Origin of the sequence: Streptomyces sp. DT190, assembly GCF_049846985.1 — a bacterium.
Classification (GTDB): Bacteria; Actinomycetota; Actinomycetes; order Streptomycetales; family Streptomycetaceae; genus Streptomyces.
The window spans coordinates 1-18,035 of sequence record NZ_JBNCNM010000033.1 but is presented as its reverse complement, the minus strand read 5'-3'; the positions used below and the strand labels follow the sequence as shown (position 1 = coordinate 18,035).

The 18,035-nt window shown below is 69.8% G+C and carries 15 protein-coding genes and 3 pseudogenes; 9 read left to right on the top strand and 9 right to left on the bottom strand.

All coding sequences use genetic code 11. The annotated features are described in order from the left end of the window. Positions 1-93: 93 nt before the first annotated feature. Positions 94-936: a hypothetical protein gene (locus tag ACPXCS_RS36555; RefSeq protein WP_425952230.1), complete on the bottom strand. Its 843-nt coding sequence runs from the start codon at positions 934-936 to the stop codon at positions 94-96. A 637-nt stretch (positions 937-1,573) separates the two neighbouring features. Continuing rightward, on the bottom strand, positions 1,574-3,871 hold the full coding sequence (locus ACPXCS_RS36550) for a protein kinase domain-containing protein (RefSeq protein WP_425952231.1): 2,298 nt from the start codon (positions 3,869-3,871) through the stop codon (positions 1,574-1,576). Between the two features lie 337 nt (positions 3,872-4,208). Here ACPXCS_RS36550 and ACPXCS_RS36545 point away from each other — a divergent pair, with 337 nt between their 5' ends. Both ACPXCS_RS36545 and ACPXCS_RS36540 read left to right on the top strand, forming a co-directional pair. Then, positions 4,209-5,651, top strand: a complete 1,443-nt coding sequence (locus ACPXCS_RS36545; RefSeq protein WP_425952232.1) for an MFS transporter — start codon at positions 4,209-4,211, stop codon at positions 5,649-5,651. 144 nt (positions 5,652-5,795) lie between these two features. Beyond that, on the top strand, positions 5,796-6,155 hold the full coding sequence (locus tag ACPXCS_RS36540) for a PLP-dependent transferase (RefSeq protein WP_425952242.1): 360 nt from the start codon (positions 5,796-5,798) through the stop codon (positions 6,153-6,155). 66 nt (positions 6,156-6,221) lie between these two features. Here the strand turns inward: ACPXCS_RS36540 and ACPXCS_RS36535 are convergent, their stop codons facing one another. Beyond that, positions 6,222-6,692 (bottom strand): MarR family winged helix-turn-helix transcriptional regulator, encoded by a 471-nt coding sequence (locus ACPXCS_RS36535; protein WP_425952233.1) that lies wholly within the window; start codon positions 6,690-6,692, stop codon positions 6,222-6,224. Positions 6,693-6,727: 35 nt separating this feature from the next. Here ACPXCS_RS36535 and ACPXCS_RS36530 point away from each other — a divergent pair, with 35 nt between their 5' ends. Then, positions 6,728-7,978 carry a multidrug effflux MFS transporter gene (locus ACPXCS_RS36530; protein WP_425952234.1) on the top strand — a complete coding sequence of 417 codons (1,251 nt, stop codon included), beginning with the start codon at positions 6,728-6,730 and terminating at the stop codon, positions 7,976-7,978. Positions 7,979-8,107: 129 nt separating this feature from the next. Here the strand turns inward: ACPXCS_RS36530 and ACPXCS_RS36525 are convergent. Continuing rightward, positions 8,108-8,916 (bottom strand): IS5 family transposase gene (locus ACPXCS_RS36525; protein WP_425952235.1). Its coding sequence is split into 2 segments (ribosomal slippage): positions 8,108-8,577 and positions 8,577-8,916, totalling 810 coding nucleotides; the frame shifts between segments, so codons are not numbered across the junction. Between the two features lie 99 nt (positions 8,917-9,015). Here ACPXCS_RS36525 and ACPXCS_RS36520 point away from each other — a divergent pair. After that, positions 9,016-9,534: pseudogene (locus ACPXCS_RS36520) on the top strand (aminotransferase class V-fold PLP-dependent enzyme); the annotation flags it as partial. 248 nt (positions 9,535-9,782) lie between these two features. Then, on the top strand, positions 9,783-9,956 hold the full coding sequence (locus ACPXCS_RS36515) for a hypothetical protein (RefSeq protein ID WP_425952243.1): 174 nt from the start codon (positions 9,783-9,785) through the stop codon (positions 9,954-9,956). A gap of 50 nt (positions 9,957-10,006) precedes the next feature. Here ACPXCS_RS36515 and ACPXCS_RS36510 read toward each other — a convergent pair whose 3' ends face one another. The 3 genes from ACPXCS_RS36510 to ACPXCS_RS36500 all read right to left on the bottom strand — a co-directional run bounded on the left by ACPXCS_RS36510 (position 10,007) and on the right by ACPXCS_RS36500 (position 12,959). Next, positions 10,007-10,288: a metal-sensing transcriptional repressor gene (locus ACPXCS_RS36510; RefSeq protein ID WP_086845088.1), complete on the bottom strand. Its 282-nt coding sequence runs from the start codon at positions 10,286-10,288 to the stop codon at positions 10,007-10,009. A 31-nt stretch (positions 10,289-10,319) separates the two neighbouring features. Then, the gene (locus ACPXCS_RS36505; RefSeq protein ID WP_425952236.1) at positions 10,320-12,593 is read right to left on the bottom strand and encodes a heavy metal translocating P-type ATPase; all 2,274 of its coding nucleotides are present in this window, start codon (positions 12,591-12,593) and stop codon (positions 10,320-10,322) included. A 93-nt stretch (positions 12,594-12,686) separates the two neighbouring features. Continuing rightward, on the bottom strand, positions 12,687-12,959 hold the full coding sequence (locus ACPXCS_RS36500) for a heavy-metal-associated domain-containing protein (RefSeq protein WP_425952237.1): 273 nt from the start codon (positions 12,957-12,959) through the stop codon (positions 12,687-12,689). Positions 12,960-13,132: 173 nt separating this feature from the next. On the opposite strand from ACPXCS_RS36500, the gene ACPXCS_RS36495 reads away from it, so the two are divergent. From ACPXCS_RS36495 to ACPXCS_RS36480, 4 genes and pseudogenes are all read left to right on the top strand, one after another. Next, positions 13,133-14,122: a hypothetical protein gene (locus ACPXCS_RS36495; RefSeq protein ID WP_425952238.1), complete on the top strand. Its 990-nt coding sequence runs from the start codon at positions 13,133-13,135 to the stop codon at positions 14,120-14,122. A gap of 123 nt (positions 14,123-14,245) precedes the next feature. Continuing rightward, a complete protein-coding gene (locus ACPXCS_RS36490) occupies positions 14,246-14,785 on the top strand; it encodes a TetR/AcrR family transcriptional regulator (protein WP_425952239.1) in 540 nt (179 codons plus the stop codon). Then, a pseudogene (locus ACPXCS_RS36485) lies at positions 14,782-15,096 on the top strand (DUF6069 family protein); the annotation flags it as partial. The gene ACPXCS_RS36490 and the pseudogene ACPXCS_RS36485, both read left to right, overlap by 4 nt. An 89-nt stretch (positions 15,097-15,185) precedes the next feature. Continuing rightward, positions 15,186-15,916, top strand: a pseudogene (locus ACPXCS_RS36480) (NADH-quinone oxidoreductase subunit N); the annotation flags it as partial. Between the two features lie 332 nt (positions 15,917-16,248). Here ACPXCS_RS36480 and ACPXCS_RS36475 read toward each other — a convergent pair. Next, positions 16,249-16,461, bottom strand: a complete 213-nt coding sequence (locus ACPXCS_RS36475; RefSeq protein WP_425952240.1) for a hypothetical protein — start codon at positions 16,459-16,461, stop codon at positions 16,249-16,251. Between the two features lie 112 nt (positions 16,462-16,573). Further along, complete coding sequence (locus ACPXCS_RS36470) at positions 16,574-17,335, bottom strand: cytochrome c biogenesis CcdA family protein (protein WP_425952241.1); 762 nt, start codon at positions 17,333-17,335, stop codon at positions 16,574-16,576. Positions 17,336-18,035 lie beyond the last annotated feature (700 nt).

Below are 18,035 nucleotides of genomic sequence, written 5' to 3'. Positions count from 1 at the left end.
TCCTTCCGATGGAGAAGATGCGCGGGGGCGATGAGGTGAGCACACCCTTGGGTATGCCGTGTGCCGTGTCAGGCGATCGGCGGCCGTCATGCGTCAGTGGTGTGCATGGCCGCTGCGGTGGTGGCCTCTGTGCTCGGGTGCGGCCTGAGATGTCGCGTCTGGGCGGGGGGTGGTCGTGGTGGTCTGAACCGTGAACTCAGCCGTCCGGACGACGTCGTGGTGCTGGAAGTCCAAGTACAGGCGGTAGGTGCCGGCCGAAGGCGCGACCGCCATGAAGGCGATCTCGGGTCCCGGTGCGGTGGTGCCGTCACCGGGTTCGCCCTCCGGATGGACGTGGAGGTAGCCGAGGTCTCCGACCCGCAGTGCTACCAGGTGCCCGTACGCGGCCAGGTAGGGCTGCAGGTCGGTGACGGGGAGGTCGTTCCGGCTGACGGTGAGGGTCAGCTGGCTCGGCTCGCCGGGCAGGAGTCCGCCGTCGAGCGCGACGGTGTACTCGCCGTTCTGTGCGATCCGGGTGGCCTCGGGGAGCGGCTGCGGGTCGTAGGTCCCGGCGACCGCGACGTCGATCCCCAGCGTCATGGTCCCGTCGTGGCCGACCGGGTGGATGTCGGCGAAGAATCTCCAGTCCCCGGGTTCCAGGGCCAGATCGACGCTCCAGGTGCCCTTCTCGTCCATTACCGGGTGCACGTGCTGAAAACCGGTCGTGTCGCGCCGGACGGCGATGAAGTGCAGTTCTTTCTCGTGCTCGGGCGTGAACTCGGTCACCGCCTGCCCGTCGGGACCGAGCACCCGGAAGCTGACTGGCTGCACGCCGGCGGTGAGGATCGTCGAGTCGAGCTCGAGGGTGTACCCGTTCTCGGAGACTGACAGGCCACCGGGCTGGGCTCCGCCGTGGACGCCGTGGTTGGCCTGGTCGTGGCCGAAGCGATCGCTCATGACATCTCCCATTGGTCTTGTGTGCCTTCCGGCGTGGTCCGCTCAGGACGTTGCCCATAACCATATACCCCCCAGGGGTATTCCTCCATGGTCAAAATTTCGCGAGACGGCTTGCAGGAGTGGATTCACCAGAGGCTTCCGTCCGCCAGTCTCGTGGCGTCGGCGTGTCGGCGCAGCTGCCCTTGCGGTGGTTGGCGCGCGGTTGAAGGGCCAGTGCATTAAGACGAGCGACAGCTGGCGCTGCCGCCCCATCAGCGGTCGGCCGACGTGCTGGCAGCCGGATTCGGGTTTGTCTGCGGCTGGTAGGCGTTGCTCTGCTGCGGCGCCGCTTTACGGTGCCCAGGAGCCACGCAGCGGGCTGCAGCTGGCGTGGGTGCCACTGGTGCACGACGACGCCAAGCAGCTCGCACGGACCCAGGTCTGACGGGGGCCTCGAACGCGGCCGGTGCGGTCCAGGACGACACCGCCCATGGCTGCGTCCCAAACTTCAAGGGCTCGGAGCAGCCCCCCCGGGCGACCAACCGAACTCGACAGGTGGATGACCGCAGAGGTCATTGAGCGGTCGAGACGAGGCCCAGCTGCCCGTACGTGCACGCGCCTTGGCGGAGGTAAGATCGTTGATGGGAACGGAACCGGTTCAGACTGCTGGATTCTGAGGCTGCCCTTCGGTGGCGACCCCGATGGCAGCCTGGATCCGGTGATCGATGCGGAAGGTTCCGCCGAGGTGGCTGAAGTGTGCCGCACAGGCCGGGTGGCGGCGGAGCGCTGCCGCGACGGAACTTGCGGAGTCCCCAGTCAGGGTGAGCAGCCAGTCGGCGATGTGGCGTTGCGGTATCCACTGATCCCAGTCGGCGTCCCATTCGAAGGCGCCGTTGCAGCATTCCTCTAGCAGATCCAGCTCGCCCGCCTCCGCTGCTTCCTGGGCGATGTTCATCAACCACATGATCACGGCGTCCACCTCGCCGCGTTCGGGCGGTCTATGGGTGCCGACCAGCGTGGCCATGGCTCGAACGACTTCTGCGGCCTGGCTTGGCGCGGCCAAGAGCGCCGGCGCGAGGCTGGCAGGCGGCAGCGTCAGGAGGAGGTCGCAGTACAGAGGCGCGTCATCGGTGTGTGCGGCCGCGAGCGCAACAAGTTTGTGCGCTGCGACTGACGAGCCTGCTCCGATGGATTTGATGAGCTCTTCGGCCTGCAGGAGGGGAGGCTGTGGTGGCGTTTCGGTCTCGTGGACGATGAGCTGCTGAAGCTCTTGGACAGTTGCTGGCCTGTGCGCGGGGTCGCGTTGGGTGGCCGCGCGTACCACGGTGCGCCAGGGCCCTGTTTTGGGCACCAGAGGCAGATTGATCTGGGGCATGTCTCCGGTGACGGCCCAACCGATCAGCTGGCCGATGCTGTAGATGTCGGCAGCCTGCGTGGCCGCGTGCGCGTCTTGGGCGAGTTCCGGGGCGGCGAAGCCGTCCGTGCCGAAGCGGACGCCGACACGTGTGCGCTGGGGGTCGGTGGTCTGCCCGCGGGGGCGACGCGCTATGCCCCAGTCCGCCAGGACCCAGCGCCCGTCGAGACGGAGGATGTTGGCGGGCTTGATGTCCCGGTGGATCCACCCTGATTGGTGGGCGCTGGCCAGCACAGAGCACAGTGCGTCCAGCAGGGCACGGAGGCCAGGGAGTTCGGAGAGTTCCGGACGGCAGTGCTCTGCTGTGGTCTCGGCGTAGGGCATCACGAACCACCTGTGGTTCGGGTCGGCGTCCAGCACGGGCATGGCGTGCGGGTGACCATCGAGGTGGCGGCCCACCACGATTTCACGGCGCATGCGGGCGATCTGTCGCTCAGCGGGAGGCCTGCCTCGGAGTTGTTTGAGAGCGACTGTCGTCCCGGTTGCCTTGTGGGTCGCGCGGAAGACATCGGCTTGTCCGCCGTGAGGGATGGGGAAGCGGTCGCAGGCGTAGTCCTTCCGCTCACCTCGGGCGAGCTCGCGCACAGGCGCGGTGACATGGATGGGAGGCTTTTCCGGAGTCGGCGCCGTGGGCTCACGGACTGCCGACGGAGGCCGCGATGGCTCTATCTCTCCCTGCGGGGGCTGCCAGCGCTCGGAGCCGGCGTCCTCGAGCCGTCGCCCTTCGTAGACGGGGAAGCCGCTGATCGTGGCTCGCTGGACAAGCGCGTGACCATCGCGGGCCAGGGCTTCATTGAATGCCGCGAGCAGCTGCTGCACCTCGGCGGCGTCCGTACGTACGGCCGGGTGGATCATCTCGGCCAGGAACCTCAGCAGGGCCTCGTCCGGCCCCTGGGCGAGAGCGAATCGCGCGTCCTCGTAGATCCAGTCGTCCTCCCAATCCTGGTTGTTGTACCGGTGCTGGACGATGTCTCGCTCGGCCGTGGTGAAGCGTGAGTCGGTGCTCGGCAGGGCTTGCAGGTTGTACAGCCGTAACAGAAAAGCGATCTCGTCCAAGCCGCCCGACCAGGCGGTGCCCTGCCGACGCAGCAGGTCGAAGATTCGGCGGCGGGTGACCTCGGTGATCCGCGGACCCCGCGCTCGGCTGCCTGCCGGCGCTTCCCGGGGCGGGGCGGCCATCGGCCCGCCAGTGATGCGGCCGTGCTCGTCGAGGGCCAGGCCGTCCCGCTCGAGCTTCGCCGTCACTTCATCCAGCCATGATCCCGCCCATCCCTCCCGCTTGCCGCTGCGGATGATGTCCTCGAAGACTCGTAGAGCCCGGCTGACGTGGGAGCGATCGGACCAGTCGACTGCCGCCGCGTACGACTCGAAAGTGGTGCGGCGCACGCTGGTGTCGGTGTACCGCAGCTCGTCATCAGGAACAGGCGCGAAGTTGTGGCTCTGCCACACTTCGGCGATCGTCCGGACGGTCAGATTCGTGGCCAGCATGCGGAAGGTGCTGCGCGTAGCCGGACTGACCAGGTCCTCTCGGCGTATCGACATGAAGAGACGATAGGGCTTTCCCCGCTGGCAGTGCCTCGGGTTGCCTGTGTTCGCATCCTGACGGCGTCGGATGCAGCGTTGCCTGAGATGGTCACGGCGGCACGTCACCGTGTGCCGGATTGTTCACTCTCTGTGGCTACCGCGACGCCGATGGGGCCCGCCCACCCACCGTTTTGATCGTCCGCTCGCAGCCGCATGGCGCTTTTCGCGCGTCATGGCCCCTTGCGAAAGCACCCGGGGAAGGATCTCCACTTGCCCCCTTACATACCCCCCACGGGTATGCTACCTTCGCGGCCGAAGGTACCCCCTAGGGGTATGTCAGAGAAGGGATGAACCCATGTCTGCCGTCAATCCCCGGCGCTGGTGGGCACTGGTCGTGCTCGCCGCCGCTCAGTTCATGGTCATCATGGACACGTCGATCATCGGGGTGGCGCTCCCCGAGATGCAGAAGGACCTCGGCTTCTCGCAGGGTGAGTTGCAGTGGGTCTTCAATGCCTACGTCATCGCCTTCGGCGGGCTGCTGCTGCTCGGCGGCCGCCTCTCCGACCTGATCGGCGCGCGCAAGATCTTCAACACCGGCTGGGTCGTGCTGATCGCCGGCTCGGTCGTCGCCGCTGCCGCGCAGACGGCGTGGGTGGAGGTCGTCGGCCGTGCCGTTCAGGGCGTGGGTGGCGCGCTGATCGCACCGTCGGCCATGACGCTGCTGATGATGCTCTTCGCGCACGACCCGAAGGAGCTCGGCAAGGCCATGGCGCTCTACGGCGCCGCCGCGCCCGCGGGCGGCACGGCCGGTGTGTTCCTCGGCGGAGTGTTCACCGAGTGGCTGAGCTGGCCGTGGATCTTCGTCATCTACGTACCGATCGGCGTCGCCACCCTCGCGGCCACCCGGCTCCTGCCCGCCGTCGGCAGCCGTCGCGGTGCCGTCGACGTGCTCGGAGCCGCCGCGGTCACCGCAGGCCTGGCGCTCGCGGTCTTCGCCATCGTCCGCGCGCCGGAGGCCGGCTGGACCTCCACCGGGACCGTGCTTCAGCTGGCCGGTGCCGCCGCGCTGCTCGTGCTGTTCTTCGTGATCCAGAAGACGGCGCGCGAGCCGCTGATGCCGCTCGGCATCTGGCGCGTCCCGCGGCTCGGTTCGGCCAACCTCGCGATGACCCTGCTCGGTGCCGCGTGGATCCCGATGTGGTACTTCCTCAACCTGTACCTCCAGCAGGTCCTCGGCTACGGGGCGTTCGCCTCCGGTGCCGCGCTGCTGCCGATGACCGGTCTGCTGATGATCTTCATGACGGCGATCACGGCGAAGCTGATGGCCAGGGTCGGCGCCAAGCCGCTGATCGGCGGCGGTCTGCTGGTCCTCGCCGCCGGGCTGCTGTGGCTGTCCGCCGTCGAGCCCACCGGCACCTTCGTGGTCGATGTCCTGCCTGCCTCGCTGGTCGCCGCGCTCGGCATGTCGCTCGCCTACATCCCGGCGATGATGACCGCCATGTCCGGGGCTCCGCAGGAGCAGGCGGGTCTGGCGTCCGGCATCGTCAACACCACCTACCAGGTGGGCTCCGCACTGGGTCTGGCGGCGCTGACCGCGGTGGCCACGTCGCAGGGCGCCGGGCAGCTGGGCAACCTGCCCGCGCTGACGGACGGCTTCAGTGCCGCGTTCGTCTGGGCCGCAGTGATCGCCGCTGTGGGCGGGCTGATCACCCTGCTGGTGATGCGCAGCGACAAGGCGGCTGCCGCACCGCAGGCCGACGCCGCTCCCGCGGCGCGGGGTGAGCGGGCCGGCGTCTAGCGGCCGGCCAGTGGGCAGGTGGAGGAGCCGTACAACGTCGCCGTCCACCAGGACAAGAGAACCTCCGAAGGGCCGTCCGGCACCGGGTAACCGGGGCACCGGGCGGCCCTGAGTTCTGTGCAGAGAGGAGCATCCACGTTGGACATGCAGACCCGTGCCGTGCACATCCTGAACGAGCCCGCGCCGAACGGCAGCCGGCCCTTGAGCGTGCCCATCGTCCAGTCCTCGGCGTTCGCCTTCGACTCCGCCGACGCGCTGGCCGACGCCATGGCCGGGCCGGACGGCCCGTACGTCTACTCGCGGCGCGGCAACCCGACCGTACGGGCCCTGGAGCGCACGCTCGCCGCGCTGGAGGGAGGAGCCGCCGCCATCGCCTTCGCGTCCGGAATGGGGGCGATCAGCGGGGTGCTGCTCTCGCTGCTGCGGCCAGGCGACCACGTGGTCGCCCAGCGCTGCCTGTACGGCGGTACGTACGCCGTGCTCTTACTGATGGTTTCAGAATGAGCCACAGTCGTCTGAACTGGTGGAGCCAGGCCAGGTCCGCTCGACGACCCAGTGGGTCTCGTGTGGTCATGGACCGCCTTGGTCGTCGGCGGTGAGCCGCTGTTCCAGGTGGCTGAGCAGGTGGGTGCATTTCCGGACCGTGTCGAGGTCGTCGCCCAGGATAACGGCGAGTTCCTGTGCCCAGGCGGCGCGCAGCACCCGGAGGTTGGCCGCCGCGCGCTCGGTCGGGCGCACGGCGATGCCGCGGCCGTTGGTGGCGGCGCGGGAAACCATCCCCTTGCCCTCGAGGCTGCGCAGCGCCGTGCTGACGTTGGTGCGCTGTAGCCGGGTGCGGCGGGCGATTTCGCTGGGCGCGGCCCCGGGGTACAGGTCGACGACCCGCATCACCTGCCGCTCGGTTTCGGTCAGCGGCACCACCTGAGGGCCTTCGGGGGTCCGGGCACGCACCAGCCGGCCGACGTTGAGGATCAGGTCGGCGAGGTCGGCGAGCGGGCCACCGGCGTCCGCGCCGACGGCGTCTTTTGTGTCGTGGGGCATGGCACCACCCTACTGAGTTATGTCACCATAATTATATGTCCATAACTCATGGAGATGCGCAAGATCGGCAGACGGTCGCCACGGCGGAGAGCACCGACGTTCCGAAGCCGGTGAACCTGGGGCGCCGGGCGCGGCTGGCCCTGGTGCTCGGCTCGCTGAGCGCCTTCGGTGCGCTCACGATCGACATGTACCTGCCCGCGATGCCGAGCATGGCCCACCAGCTGCATACCAGCGCGCCGATGGTTCAGATGACCCTCACGGCGTTCGTCGCCGGCCTGGCCCTCTTCCAAGTAATCGTCGGTCCGCTGTCGGACGCATGGGGCCGGCGCCGCCCGCTGCTGGCCGGTATGGCGCTGTACCTGGCGGGGTCGCTGTGGTGCGCGCTGGCGCCGACCGTCGGCTGGCTGATCGCCGGCCGGATCCTGCAGTCGCTGGGGGCGGCCGCGGGCACGGTCCTGGCGCGGGCCATCGTGCGGGACCTGTTCTCCGGCACCGCCATGACCCGGTTCTTCTCCACCCTCATGGTCGTCAACGGCGTTGCCCCGGTCGTGACGCCCGTCATCGGCGGTCAACTGCTGACGCTCACTACCTGGCGCGCGGTGTTCCTGGTGCTCGCCGCCGTCGGCGCCGTCCTGCTGCTTGCGGTCGTCTTCGCGCTGCCCGAGTCGCTGCCGGACGCCAATCGGGCGCCGGCCCACCTGCGCGCGACGCTGCGGACCTTCCGGACGCTGGTCACCGACCTCCATTACCTGCGGTACGTGCTCGTCGCGGCACTGATGTTCGCCGCCGTGTTCGCTTACATCTCCGGATCGTCGTTTGTCTTGCAAGACGCCTACGGGTTTACGGCCCAGCAGTTCAGCCTCATCTTCGGCCTCAACGGTCTGGGCATCGTGCTGCTCGGGCAGGTTAGCGGCTGGCTCGTCGGCCGCGCCGCCGACGAGCACACCCTGCTGCGCGTCAGTCTGACCGTGGCAACCCTCGGCTCCGCCGGCGTCCTGACCTGCGCCGTGCTAGGCCTCCCGCTACCGTTGCTGCTGACCTGCCTTTTCGTGGTGGTGTCCATGCTCGGTATCGTGCTGGCCAACGCCACATCCCTGGCACTGATCGGCCACGGCTCCGCCGCCGGAGCCGCCTCTTCCCTGCAAGGACTACTGCAATTCCTCGTCGGCGGCCTCGCCGCCTCCGCCATGAGCCTGCCCGGCCAGGTCACCGCAGTCGCCATGGGCACCACTATGGCCATCTGCGCCGCAGCCGCGCTGGCCGTTCTCAATGCCCGCCGTACGTGAAACACCTGCTCGTTTCCGGAGTTCCGGGGCCAGATGTCGGTGCGTTCGGGCACCAGCGAGCGCGTGCTCATCTCGACATTCGTGAGTTCCGGTGCCGCCGGAATCAGCACGGACAGCCAACTGATCATTTCAGGATGAGGCACGTAGGCGGCGCAGGCATATGAGGCTGCAGGCCAGTTCGAGCAGACCCTGGTGGATATCGGCGCGTCGTTCGTATCGGCTGCGGAGCCGTTTGAACTGGTGCAGCCAGGCGAAGGCACGCTCGACCACCCAGCGCACCTTGCCCAGTCCGGAACCGTGGGCGACGCCGCGTCGTGCGATCAACGGCTTGATGCCACGCCTCCACAGCAGGCGGCGGTACCTGTCGAAGTCGTAGCCCCGGTCGGCATACAGGCGCCGGGGCCTGCGGCGGGGGCGGCCCCGTAGTCCCCGAATCGGCGGGACGGCGTCCAGCAGCGGCAGGAGCTTGGTGATGTCGTGCCGGTTGCCGCCGGTGAGCGTGACGGCAAGCGGGGTTCCGTGGCGGTCGACGATCAGGTGGTGCCTGGAGCCGGGGCGGGCGCGGTCGACGGGTGAGGGGCCGATGTGGTCACCCCTTTGAGTGCCCGGACGTGCGACCCGTCTACGGAGCAGTCATCCAGGTCCAGCAGGCCGGCACGGCGCAGCTCGGTCAGCAGGGCCGCGTGCAGGCGCGGCCATACACCCGCCTCGGTCCAGTCCCGCAGCCGGCGCCAGGCCGTCACCCCGGAGCATCCCACCGTCTCCGCGGGGACGTCACGCCATGCGACACCGGTCCGCAGCACATACATCACACCAGCGAGTGCCACTCGGTCGGGAATGCGCAGCCGCCCGGGGTAGCGATGGCGCCGCTCGGGAGCGGGCGGCAGGAGCGGGGCCACCCGTTCCCACGCGTCGTCAGGAACAAGATCAGCACGCACTCCGGACACCCTGCCGACCAAGATCGGCGAGCACAAGAGCCGCGACTCAACTCACTCTGAAACGACCAGTTAGACCTCGCGGCGCGGTACGGCGTCGAGGTGGACTACGTAGGAGGCGACGACCCGGCCGAGTTCGAACGGCTTGTGCGGCCTACCACTCGCGTGCTGCATCTCGAGATCATCGCCAATCCGACCGGGCAAGTGCCTGATCTTCCCGGCCTGCTGGCGGCTGCCCGGCGACACGGTGTGGTGAGCGTTGTCGACAACTCCCTCGCGTCGCCCGTGCTGTGCCGCCCCATAGAGCACGGCGCAGACGTGGTCGTGCACTCGACGACCAAGTACCTGGCGGGCCACTCCGACGTACTGGGCGGAGTCGCCGTCTTCGCCGACGCGGAACTGCGCGACCGGGTGTGGCCGCGCACGGTCGAACTCGGAGCATGTGCCGACCCGTTCGCAGCCTGGCTGACCCTGCGCGGGCTGCCGTCGCTGCCGCTGCGCATGCGGCAGCACTGCGCGGGCGCACACCTGCTGGCCGGTCGTCTCGCGGAGCACGAGCAGGTCACCGCCGTGTACTGGCCCTGGCTGCCTGGCCATCCGTCGTACGACCTGGCCCGCAAGGTGCTGTCCGGAGGCGCCGACATGGTCTCGTTCGAGCTCGCCGGCGGGCGGCGGCCTTCCCGGACCGTGGCCGGTCGGCCCCAGCGTCAGAGCCGGTCCATGATTTCGGCTTCGAGGTCACCCAGCCGTCGCACCCTTCCCCCTCTTCCTCCCCGTCACCGAGGTGCCTCACATCGTGGGGGCACCCCTCTTCACCGCAGGATGGTCACACAGGCGTCACGCATACCGGTAGGGGGTATGTTCCCTTCATGTTCTCACTCGGCAGGGAAATCACCGTCGGAACCCCGAACAGCCCGCGCGCGAAGGTCTGCGGAAGCGACCTGGGCGGTGCCGAGTTGGTGCTGCTGCGCCAGGTACTCGGCCTGTGTCTGCGCCTCAGCCTCCGGCTGAGCGCCGACTGCCCCGCGGGCAAAGGGGCCTGAGCAGCCCCGGGCCCGGGCGGTGGAACCACCCGGGCCCGGAAACCTGGAGGTCACGCCCGTACGAGCCGGGCGATTGCCTTGGACGCCTCGTCGACCTTGGTCCTGGCCTGCTCGCCGCCCTCCACGATGGCCTCCGTGACGCAGCAGTTGAGGTGCTCGTCCAGCAGGGCCAGCGCGCAGGACTGGAGCGCGGCGTTGGTGGCGGCGACCTGGGTCAGGACGTCGATGCAGTAGGTCTCCTCCTCGACCATGCGCTGCAAACCCCTCACCTGGCCCTCGATCCGGCGGAGCCGTCGCAGGACGACGTCCCGGTGGGTCTGCTCTCCGGCCACGGCGGCCTCCTTCCCGTCCTGGTCGGCCGCTTCAGCGGTCGGCGGGCTGGAAGCCGCGCAGCCGCAGGCTGTTGCCGACCACGAAGACCGAGGAGAAGGCCATGGCCGCTCCGGCGATCATCGGGTTGAGCAGGCCGGCAGCGGCGAGCGGCAGCGCGGCGACGTTGTAGGCGAAGGCCCAGAAGAGGTTGGACTTGATGGTGCCCAGCGTCTTGCGGGACAGGCGGATGGCGTCCGCCGCGGCCCTCAGGTCGCCCCGCACAAGCGTCAGGTCTCCCGCCTCGATCGCGGCGTCCGTACCCGTTCCCATCGCCAGGCCCAGGTCGGCCTGAGCCAGCGCGGCCGCGTCGTTGACACCGTCTCCGACCATCGCGACCGAACGGCCCTCGCCCTGGAGGCGCTTGACGACGTCGACCTTGTCCTGCGGCATGACCTCGGCGATCACGTGCTCGGGGGCGATGCCCACCTCCGCGGCGACTGCCTCGGCGACCGCCTTGTTGTCACCGGTCAGCAGGATGGGCGTCAGGCCCAGGGCGCGCAGCCGCTCGATGGCCTCCGGGCTGGTCTCCTTGATGGCGTCGGCGACCTCCAGGACCGCGCGGGCCTCGCCGTCCCAGGCGACCGCGATGGCGGTACGCCCGGCCGCCTCGGCCTCGGCCTTGGCGCGCCGCAGTTCCTCCGGCAGGGACATGGCCCACTCGGCGAGCAGCTTCTCGCGTCCGACCAGGACCGCGTGGCCTTCGACGATGCCCTGGACGCCGAGGCCGGCGATGTTGGCGAAGTCCTCGGGAGCGGGGAGCGTGCCGACGCGGGCGGCGGCGCCGGAGGCGACGGCCTGGGCGATGGGGTGCTCGGAGGAGTGCTCCAGGGCGCCGGCGAGGCGCAGGACGTCGTCCTCGTCGGTGCCGTCGGCGGTGTGCACGGCGAGCAGGGTCATCTTGCCGGTGGTGACGGTGCCGGTCTTGTCCAGGACGATGGTGTCGACCTTGCGCGTCGTCTCCAGGACCTCCGGGCCCTTGATGAGGATGCCGAGCTGGGCGCCACGCCCCGTGCCCACCATGAGGGCGGTCGGCGTGGCCAGGCCCAGGGCGCACGGGCAGGCGATGATCAGGACGGCGACCGCGGCGGTGAAGGCGGCGGTCAGTCCGGCGCCGTTGCCGAGCCAGAAGCCCAGGGTGCCGAGCGCCAGGGCGATCACGACCGGGACGAAGACCGCGGAGATCGTGTCGGCGAGCCGTTGCGCGGCGGCCTTGCCGTTCTGCGCGTCCTCCACCAGCTTGGCCATGCGGGCGAGCTGGGTGTCGGCGCCGACGCGGGTGGCCTCGACGACCAGGCGGCCGCCGGCGTTCAGCGTGGCACCGGTGACGGCGTCCCCGGTGCCGACCTCCACGGGTACGGACTCGCCGGTGAGCATGGAGGCGTCCACGGCGGACGACCCCTCGACGACCACACCGTCGGTGGCGATCTTCTCACCGGGCCGCACCAGGAACCGGTCGCCGACCTTCAGCTCGCCGACGCCAATGAGCTCTTCCCGGCCACCGCGCACCACCGTGACTTCCTTGGCGCCGAGCTCCAGCAGGGCCTTCAGCGCCGCCCCGGCCTTCCGCTTGGAACGCGCCTCGAAGTAGCGCCCGGCCAGGATGAAGGCGGTGACACCGGCCGCGGCCTCCAGGTAGATGTTCCCGGCGCCGTCGGTGCGGGCGATGGTGAGTTCGAAGGGGTGGGTCATGCCGGGCGTGCCGGCCGTGCCGAAGAACAGCGCCCACAGGGACCACAGGAACGCCGCCGAGGTACCGACGGAGATCAGCGTGTCCATCGTGGCGGCACCGTGCCTGGCGTTCGTCCAGGCCGCCTTGTGGAAGGGCCAGGCGGCGTACGTCACCACGGGCGCCGCCAGCGTGAGCGAGAGCCACTGCCAGTACTCGAACTGCAGCGCCGGAACCATGGCCATCGCGATCACGGGGACGGCGAGCGCCACGGCGGCGGTCAGCCGCTGGCGCAGCGGCCGCAGCTCGTCGCTCTCCTCCTGGGCCGAGCCCTCACCGGACGCCGAGTCGTCGGGGCGGGCCGTCTCGGGCCGGGGCTCCCGCGCGGTGTAGCCGGTGGCCTCGACCGTCGCGATCAGGTCCGAGACGGTCACGTCCTCGCGGAAGGTGACCTTCGCCTTCTCGGTGGCGTAGTTGACGGTGGCCTCGACCCCGTCCAGGCGGTTGAGCTTCTTCTCGATCCGGGCGGCGCACGAGGCGCAGGTCATGCCGCCGATGGCGAGTTCGACCTCGGCGGCGCCGGGCGTGGTGGTGGTCATGTCTGCTCCTCGGAGCTCACGAACGCGAAGTGCGAAAGAAGACAGGGAGGACGGGGGCCGCCAAGGTTTCGCGGCCCCCGCCCGGTTCGTTGGTCAGGCGGCCACGCGGCCGGCGAAGTCGTATCCGGCCTCGTCGACGGTCTTGGCGATCAGCGCGTCGAGCGCCTCGTCGGGCTCGGCCGCGGTCGTCACCGTGACCAGACCGGTGCCGATCTCGACCTCGACCGCGGTGACCTCGTCCAGGCCGCCCACCGCCTTGGCGACGACGCCCTGGCAGTGCGCGCTGCCGACGCCGTCGACCTTGTAGGTGGTCTTGGCCTCCGCCGGGGTGTGGCAGCTTCCGTCGGGGGTGCAGCAGTTCGACACGAGTCCTCCGCAACTAGTGATGTATACCCCGGGGGGGTATCTGCGACGGCTTCATGTATACCCCCCTCCCGTATTGGATGGCAAGACTCGGCCCGACTTGACTTAGTACCCCCGGGGGGTATGTTGAAGGTGTCGGCCGCATGCACGAGCGGTCAGGAGATGAGGAGTTGTCTATGAACACCGGACTGCGGATCACCGTCTTCGCCGCCGGACTCGCAGCGACGTTCGGCGCCGCCTACGGCGTGGGCGGCGCGGTCGGCCCGATCTCGCCCGAGCCGGAGAGCGACACGCACAGTGGCTCAGCAGGCCACGCGGTCGCCGGGCACAAGGGAAAAGCGGCCGGGCATCACGAAGCGAAGGGCGGTGGCCATGAAGCGGCACCGCCGGGCGGCCTCCAGATCTCCGCCGACGGCTACACGCTCGACCTGAAGACCCCGCGCGTCGAGGCAGGCAAGAAGACCGACCTGCGCTTCGCCGTCGTCCAGGACGGGACCGGACGCAAGGTCACCGCCTACCAGCGCGAGCACGGCAAGGAGCTGCACCTGATCGTCGCCTCACGTGACCTGACCGTCTACCGCCACCTGCACCCCACCCGGGCCGCGGACGGCACCTGGTCGACGCCCGTGAACCTGCCCGAGGCCGGCGGCTACCGCCTCTTCGCCGACTTCAAGCCGAAGGGCGGCCAAGCGCTCACCCTCGGTGCCGACCTCGCCGCGTCCGGGCCGTACGAGCCGGGCGAGCTGCCCGGGCACAACACCACGGCGAAGGTCGACGGCTACGAGGTGAAGCTGCGGGGCGCGCTGACGCCCGGCAAGGCCGGCGAGCTCACGCTGACGGTGGCGAAGGACGGCAAGCCGGTCCGCGACCTCCAGCCCTACCTGGGCGCTTACGGCCACCTTGTCGCCCTGCGCTCCGGTGACCTCGCTTACCTGCACGTCCACCCCAACGGCGAGCCCGGCGACGGCAGGACGAAGCCCGGCCCCGAGGTCTCGTTCACCGCGACGGCGCCGAGCGCCGGTGCGTACCGCCTGTTCCTGGACTTCCAGCACGAGGGCAAGGTCCGTACCGCGGCCTTCACGGTGCACGCGGGTGGCGCGGTGGACGAGTCCGAGCAGCCCTCGCAGACCCAGTCCGCCGAGGAAGAGGCCGGACACGCACACTGAGTCACGCGGCCCCGCGCCGGCCTCCGGGGTGCGGGCCGCAGTCGACGCGGCGGCGGGAATGTGAGCGGGGAGAACAAGACCACCCGCCGCGCCCCCGGCGTGTCGCCGGAGGAACGGCGCGCGATGATCATCCAGACCGCGATCCCACTGATCGCCGAGTACGGCGCCACGGTGACAACCGCGAAGATCGCCCGCGCCGCGGGCATCGGCGAGGGCACGATCTTCCGGGTCTTCGCCGACAAGGACGAGCTGTTGCAGGCCTGCATGGCCGAGGCGCTCTCCCCCGAGCACGGGGTCCGCGAGCGCGACGCGATCGACGTATCCCAGCCCCTGCCCAACCGGCTCGCGGAGGCGGCCGAGGCGCTGCAAGCGCACATGTCCAGGATGGGCGCGATCCTCGGCTCGCTGGGGCATCGCGGCGGCAAGCACCCCGGCACGGTGCGCGGCGCGGGCCGTAACGAGTCGACGACCCATATCCGCGCGGCCCTCACGGAGCTGCTGGAGCCCGACAAGGCCGCCCTGCGCCGGCCGCCGGAGCAGATCGCGGCCCTCTTCTTCGGGCTGCTCTTCACCCAGCCACGTACGGAGGACGAACCCGACCTGACCCCGCAGGAGCTGGTGGATGTCTTCCTGCACGGCGCGCTCTCGGGGGACGCCGAGTGAGCACGCGGAGAAGGCGCCTGGGGGTCACGGCCCTGGCCGTCCTGGCCCCCGTCCTGGTGTGGCTGGTCGCGGACTCACTGCTGGGGCACCGGCTGCGGATCGCCGACGGCGAGCAGACGCTCCACCTCGGCGCCGTGCCCGTGGCGGTCGTCGCACTGCTCGCGTCACTCTCCGGCTGGGGACTGCTGGCCGCCCTGGAACGGTTCGGGGTACGGCGCGCCCGCGCCATCTGGACCGTGGCGGCTGGCGCCGTACTGGCCGTGTCCTTCCTGCCGTTCATCGGCGACGGTATGGACGGCGGCACCCGGGTCTCCCTCGCTCTGATGCACGTGGCGGTGGCGGCGGTGCTGGTCCCGGGGCTGGGCGGCAGGTCCCCCGGGACAGGAGCCGCTGCGGCCAGAAGGGCAGCTCGGCCCCCGTCGCCGCCTTCCTCACCACCATCCCGAAGATCGGCGCCCTGGCGGCCCTCTACCGGCTCGCCGCCGTGCCGCTCGTCGACGCCGACCTGCCCTGGGCCGACCTGGTGGCGGTCCTCTCGGTCGCCTCCATGACCTGGGCAACCTGGCAGCCTTCTTCCAACAGGACGTCAAACGGCTGCTCGCATACTCCACCATCAGCCAGGTCGGCTACCTCCTGCTCCCGGTGGCCGTCGCCGGACGCACCCACCTCGACCAGGAGGCACTGCTGTACTACCTGGCCGGGTACGTGCTGACCAACCTCGGGGCCTTCGCCGTCGTCTGCGCACTCCCCGGAGCCCACACCATCGACGACTACCGCGGCCTGGCACGGGCGCACCCGGCCCTGCTCGCCTCGCTCGTCGTCTGCCTGCTGGGCCTGGTGGGCACGCCCCCCACCGCAGTCTTCCTCGGGAAACTGGAGGCCTTCAGCGCGGCCTTCGACGGCGACTACGCCTGGTTGGCCGTCGTCGCAGCCGTCAACACCGTCGCGTCCCTCTTCTACTACCTGCGCTGGATCGCCCCGGCGTTCCTCGCACGCGGACCCGCGGGTGACTCCCGTACGACGTCACGGACGGCCGCTGTGATCGCCTGCGGTGCGGCGGCCGGATCCGTCGTTCTGGGACTGTTCGCAGGGACCGTCCTTGACGTACTGGGCGGTCCGCTCGCGCCCTGACCGCGCATGCCCTGTCGAAGTCACTAAGCTACCTAGTAATAGCGATCGGTCAGTCCGCCTGGGTCGGCGGGGTCGGGCGACGCGATGCCCGCGGGCGAGGCAGCTCATGCGCTCCTGGTAGCAATGTGCGTCGATGCTGCCGTTCAGCAGGAGACCCGCGCACCACCGTTCCTTGTCTTCCAGTGCCGTACGTCGTCCTCGCAGCCGGGCGAGCGGGGGCAGGAGGCTCTGGTCGGGCGAGATCAGGCGCGCGAGGCCGTAATTTGATGGCCGCGAGGAGCAGCGCGGCGATCAGTACGGCTGCCGCTTCCGTGGCGCCTTCGGTCTCTGTGTCAGTTTCGCGAGGGTTGGTGCGTGTGCGTCTGGGCGGCGCGCAGCTCGGCGATTTCCTTGCGCAGCTCGGCCAGCTCGGCCAGCTCGGTCTGCTCGCGCAGGGAGTCGTGTTGCCGCGGTGTGTGCGAGCCTCCGCGCATCATCAGCCACATCACCAGGCCCATGCCGATCGGGCAGGCCAGGAGCAGCAGCGGATACAGGGACTGGGGCATGGAGACCTCCTGGCGGGCGGAGGGTCGCGTGTGGGCCCTGCCGATCACTCTTCTACTAAGTAATTTAGATTATTTCAGGTAGGCGTGCCAGCCTGGGCAGGTCTGTGGCGGTTCACAGGGGCAGCTGGAAGCCGGTGATGAGGGTCTGGAGGCGGGCGATCAGCTGGCCCCACCAGCCCGTCACCTGCATCACGCCTACCGCTACCAGCAGCACGCCGCCGAAGCGCATCACGGCCCGTGCGTGCCGCCGTGCCCAGGTGAAGCGTCGCATGGCCCCGTCGAACGACGCGGCAACGAGCAGGAACGGGATGCCGAGGCCGAGGCTGTAGGTGAAGGACAGGGTGGCCCCGCGTTCCGCGCTCGCACTGTCCGCCGCTAGTGACAGGACCGCCGCGAGGGTGGGGCCGATGCACGGCGTCCAGCCGATCGCGAAGAGGGCGCCGAGCAGCGGCGCGCCCGCGAGCCCTGCGCCGGGCCGGAAGGCGGGCCGCCAGCTGAAGCCGGCCAGCGGCAGCTTGTCGAGCAGCCCGGCGAAGACCAGGCCCAGCACGATCGTGAGCGAACCCAGCACGATGCCGATCGTGCGCTGGTGCGCCAGCAGGACTGCACCCGCTTCGCCGAACAGTGCGCCGAAGCTGGTGAAGACGGCGGCGAAGCCGACCACGAAGAGCACGCATCCGGCCAGAACACGCCAGCGTGCGGTGCGCCGCGCCGTCTCAGTGGCACCGGCGCCGGACATCCCGGCGACGTACGACAGGTAGCCCGGGACCAGGGGCAGGCAGCAGGGGGAGAAGAAGGAGAGGGCTCCGGCGGCGAGGGCCAGGAGGAGTGCTCCGCCGCTCTCGACCGTCTGGAAGGCAGAGCCGCGCATCATCGCCGCGGTGCACGCGAGCGGCCGACTGCGCCAGCACACCTCGCAGGAAGCCGCCCCAGCGCGGCCCGACACCGGCGGTGAACCCTCCCAACTCGACCAAGATGTGGAGGTGCTCCCTGCCCACGAGCAGCACAGCAGGTGACGTGGGGCACGCCACCCTGACATGCTCGGCTCGCCCGCGAGCCGACGCAACGGGGTCGTGCCGTGGTTCCCCGGAACCCAGGGGTGCAGATCCCACGCATGCCATGGGTCCGGGTCCTTGCTCTCGCGACGGTCTCTGCACCCCGGTGAGTCAATCTTCCCGGTGTTGCGGTACAGGTCGCGTAAGAGCGGCACGGGCAGGTTCGCCGCCGGAGCCCATCGCCGTTCGTGGTGCATGGCTCAGTGCGGCAGTGGCATCCGCTCAGGCTGGTCGAGTGCGACGCGCCGGGCATCTGGGTGAGTTACACGCCGCCGCCCTGGTTACCGGCCGGTTGCGAGGAAGGGGTGTTTCGGCGCTTTGCCACCGACTGACCGATCGGAGTTTGTATGAACCGCCGGATAACTGTGAGCCGTGTGGGTGCGGCCGCGCTGATGACTGCCTCACTCGCCGTGGCGGCAGCGCCAGCCGCTGTCGCGGACGGCGACAGCGAGTTCAGCGACAAAGAGTTCCTGACCATGACCGTCGACCATCACTTCGGCGGTGTCCGCATGGCCGAGC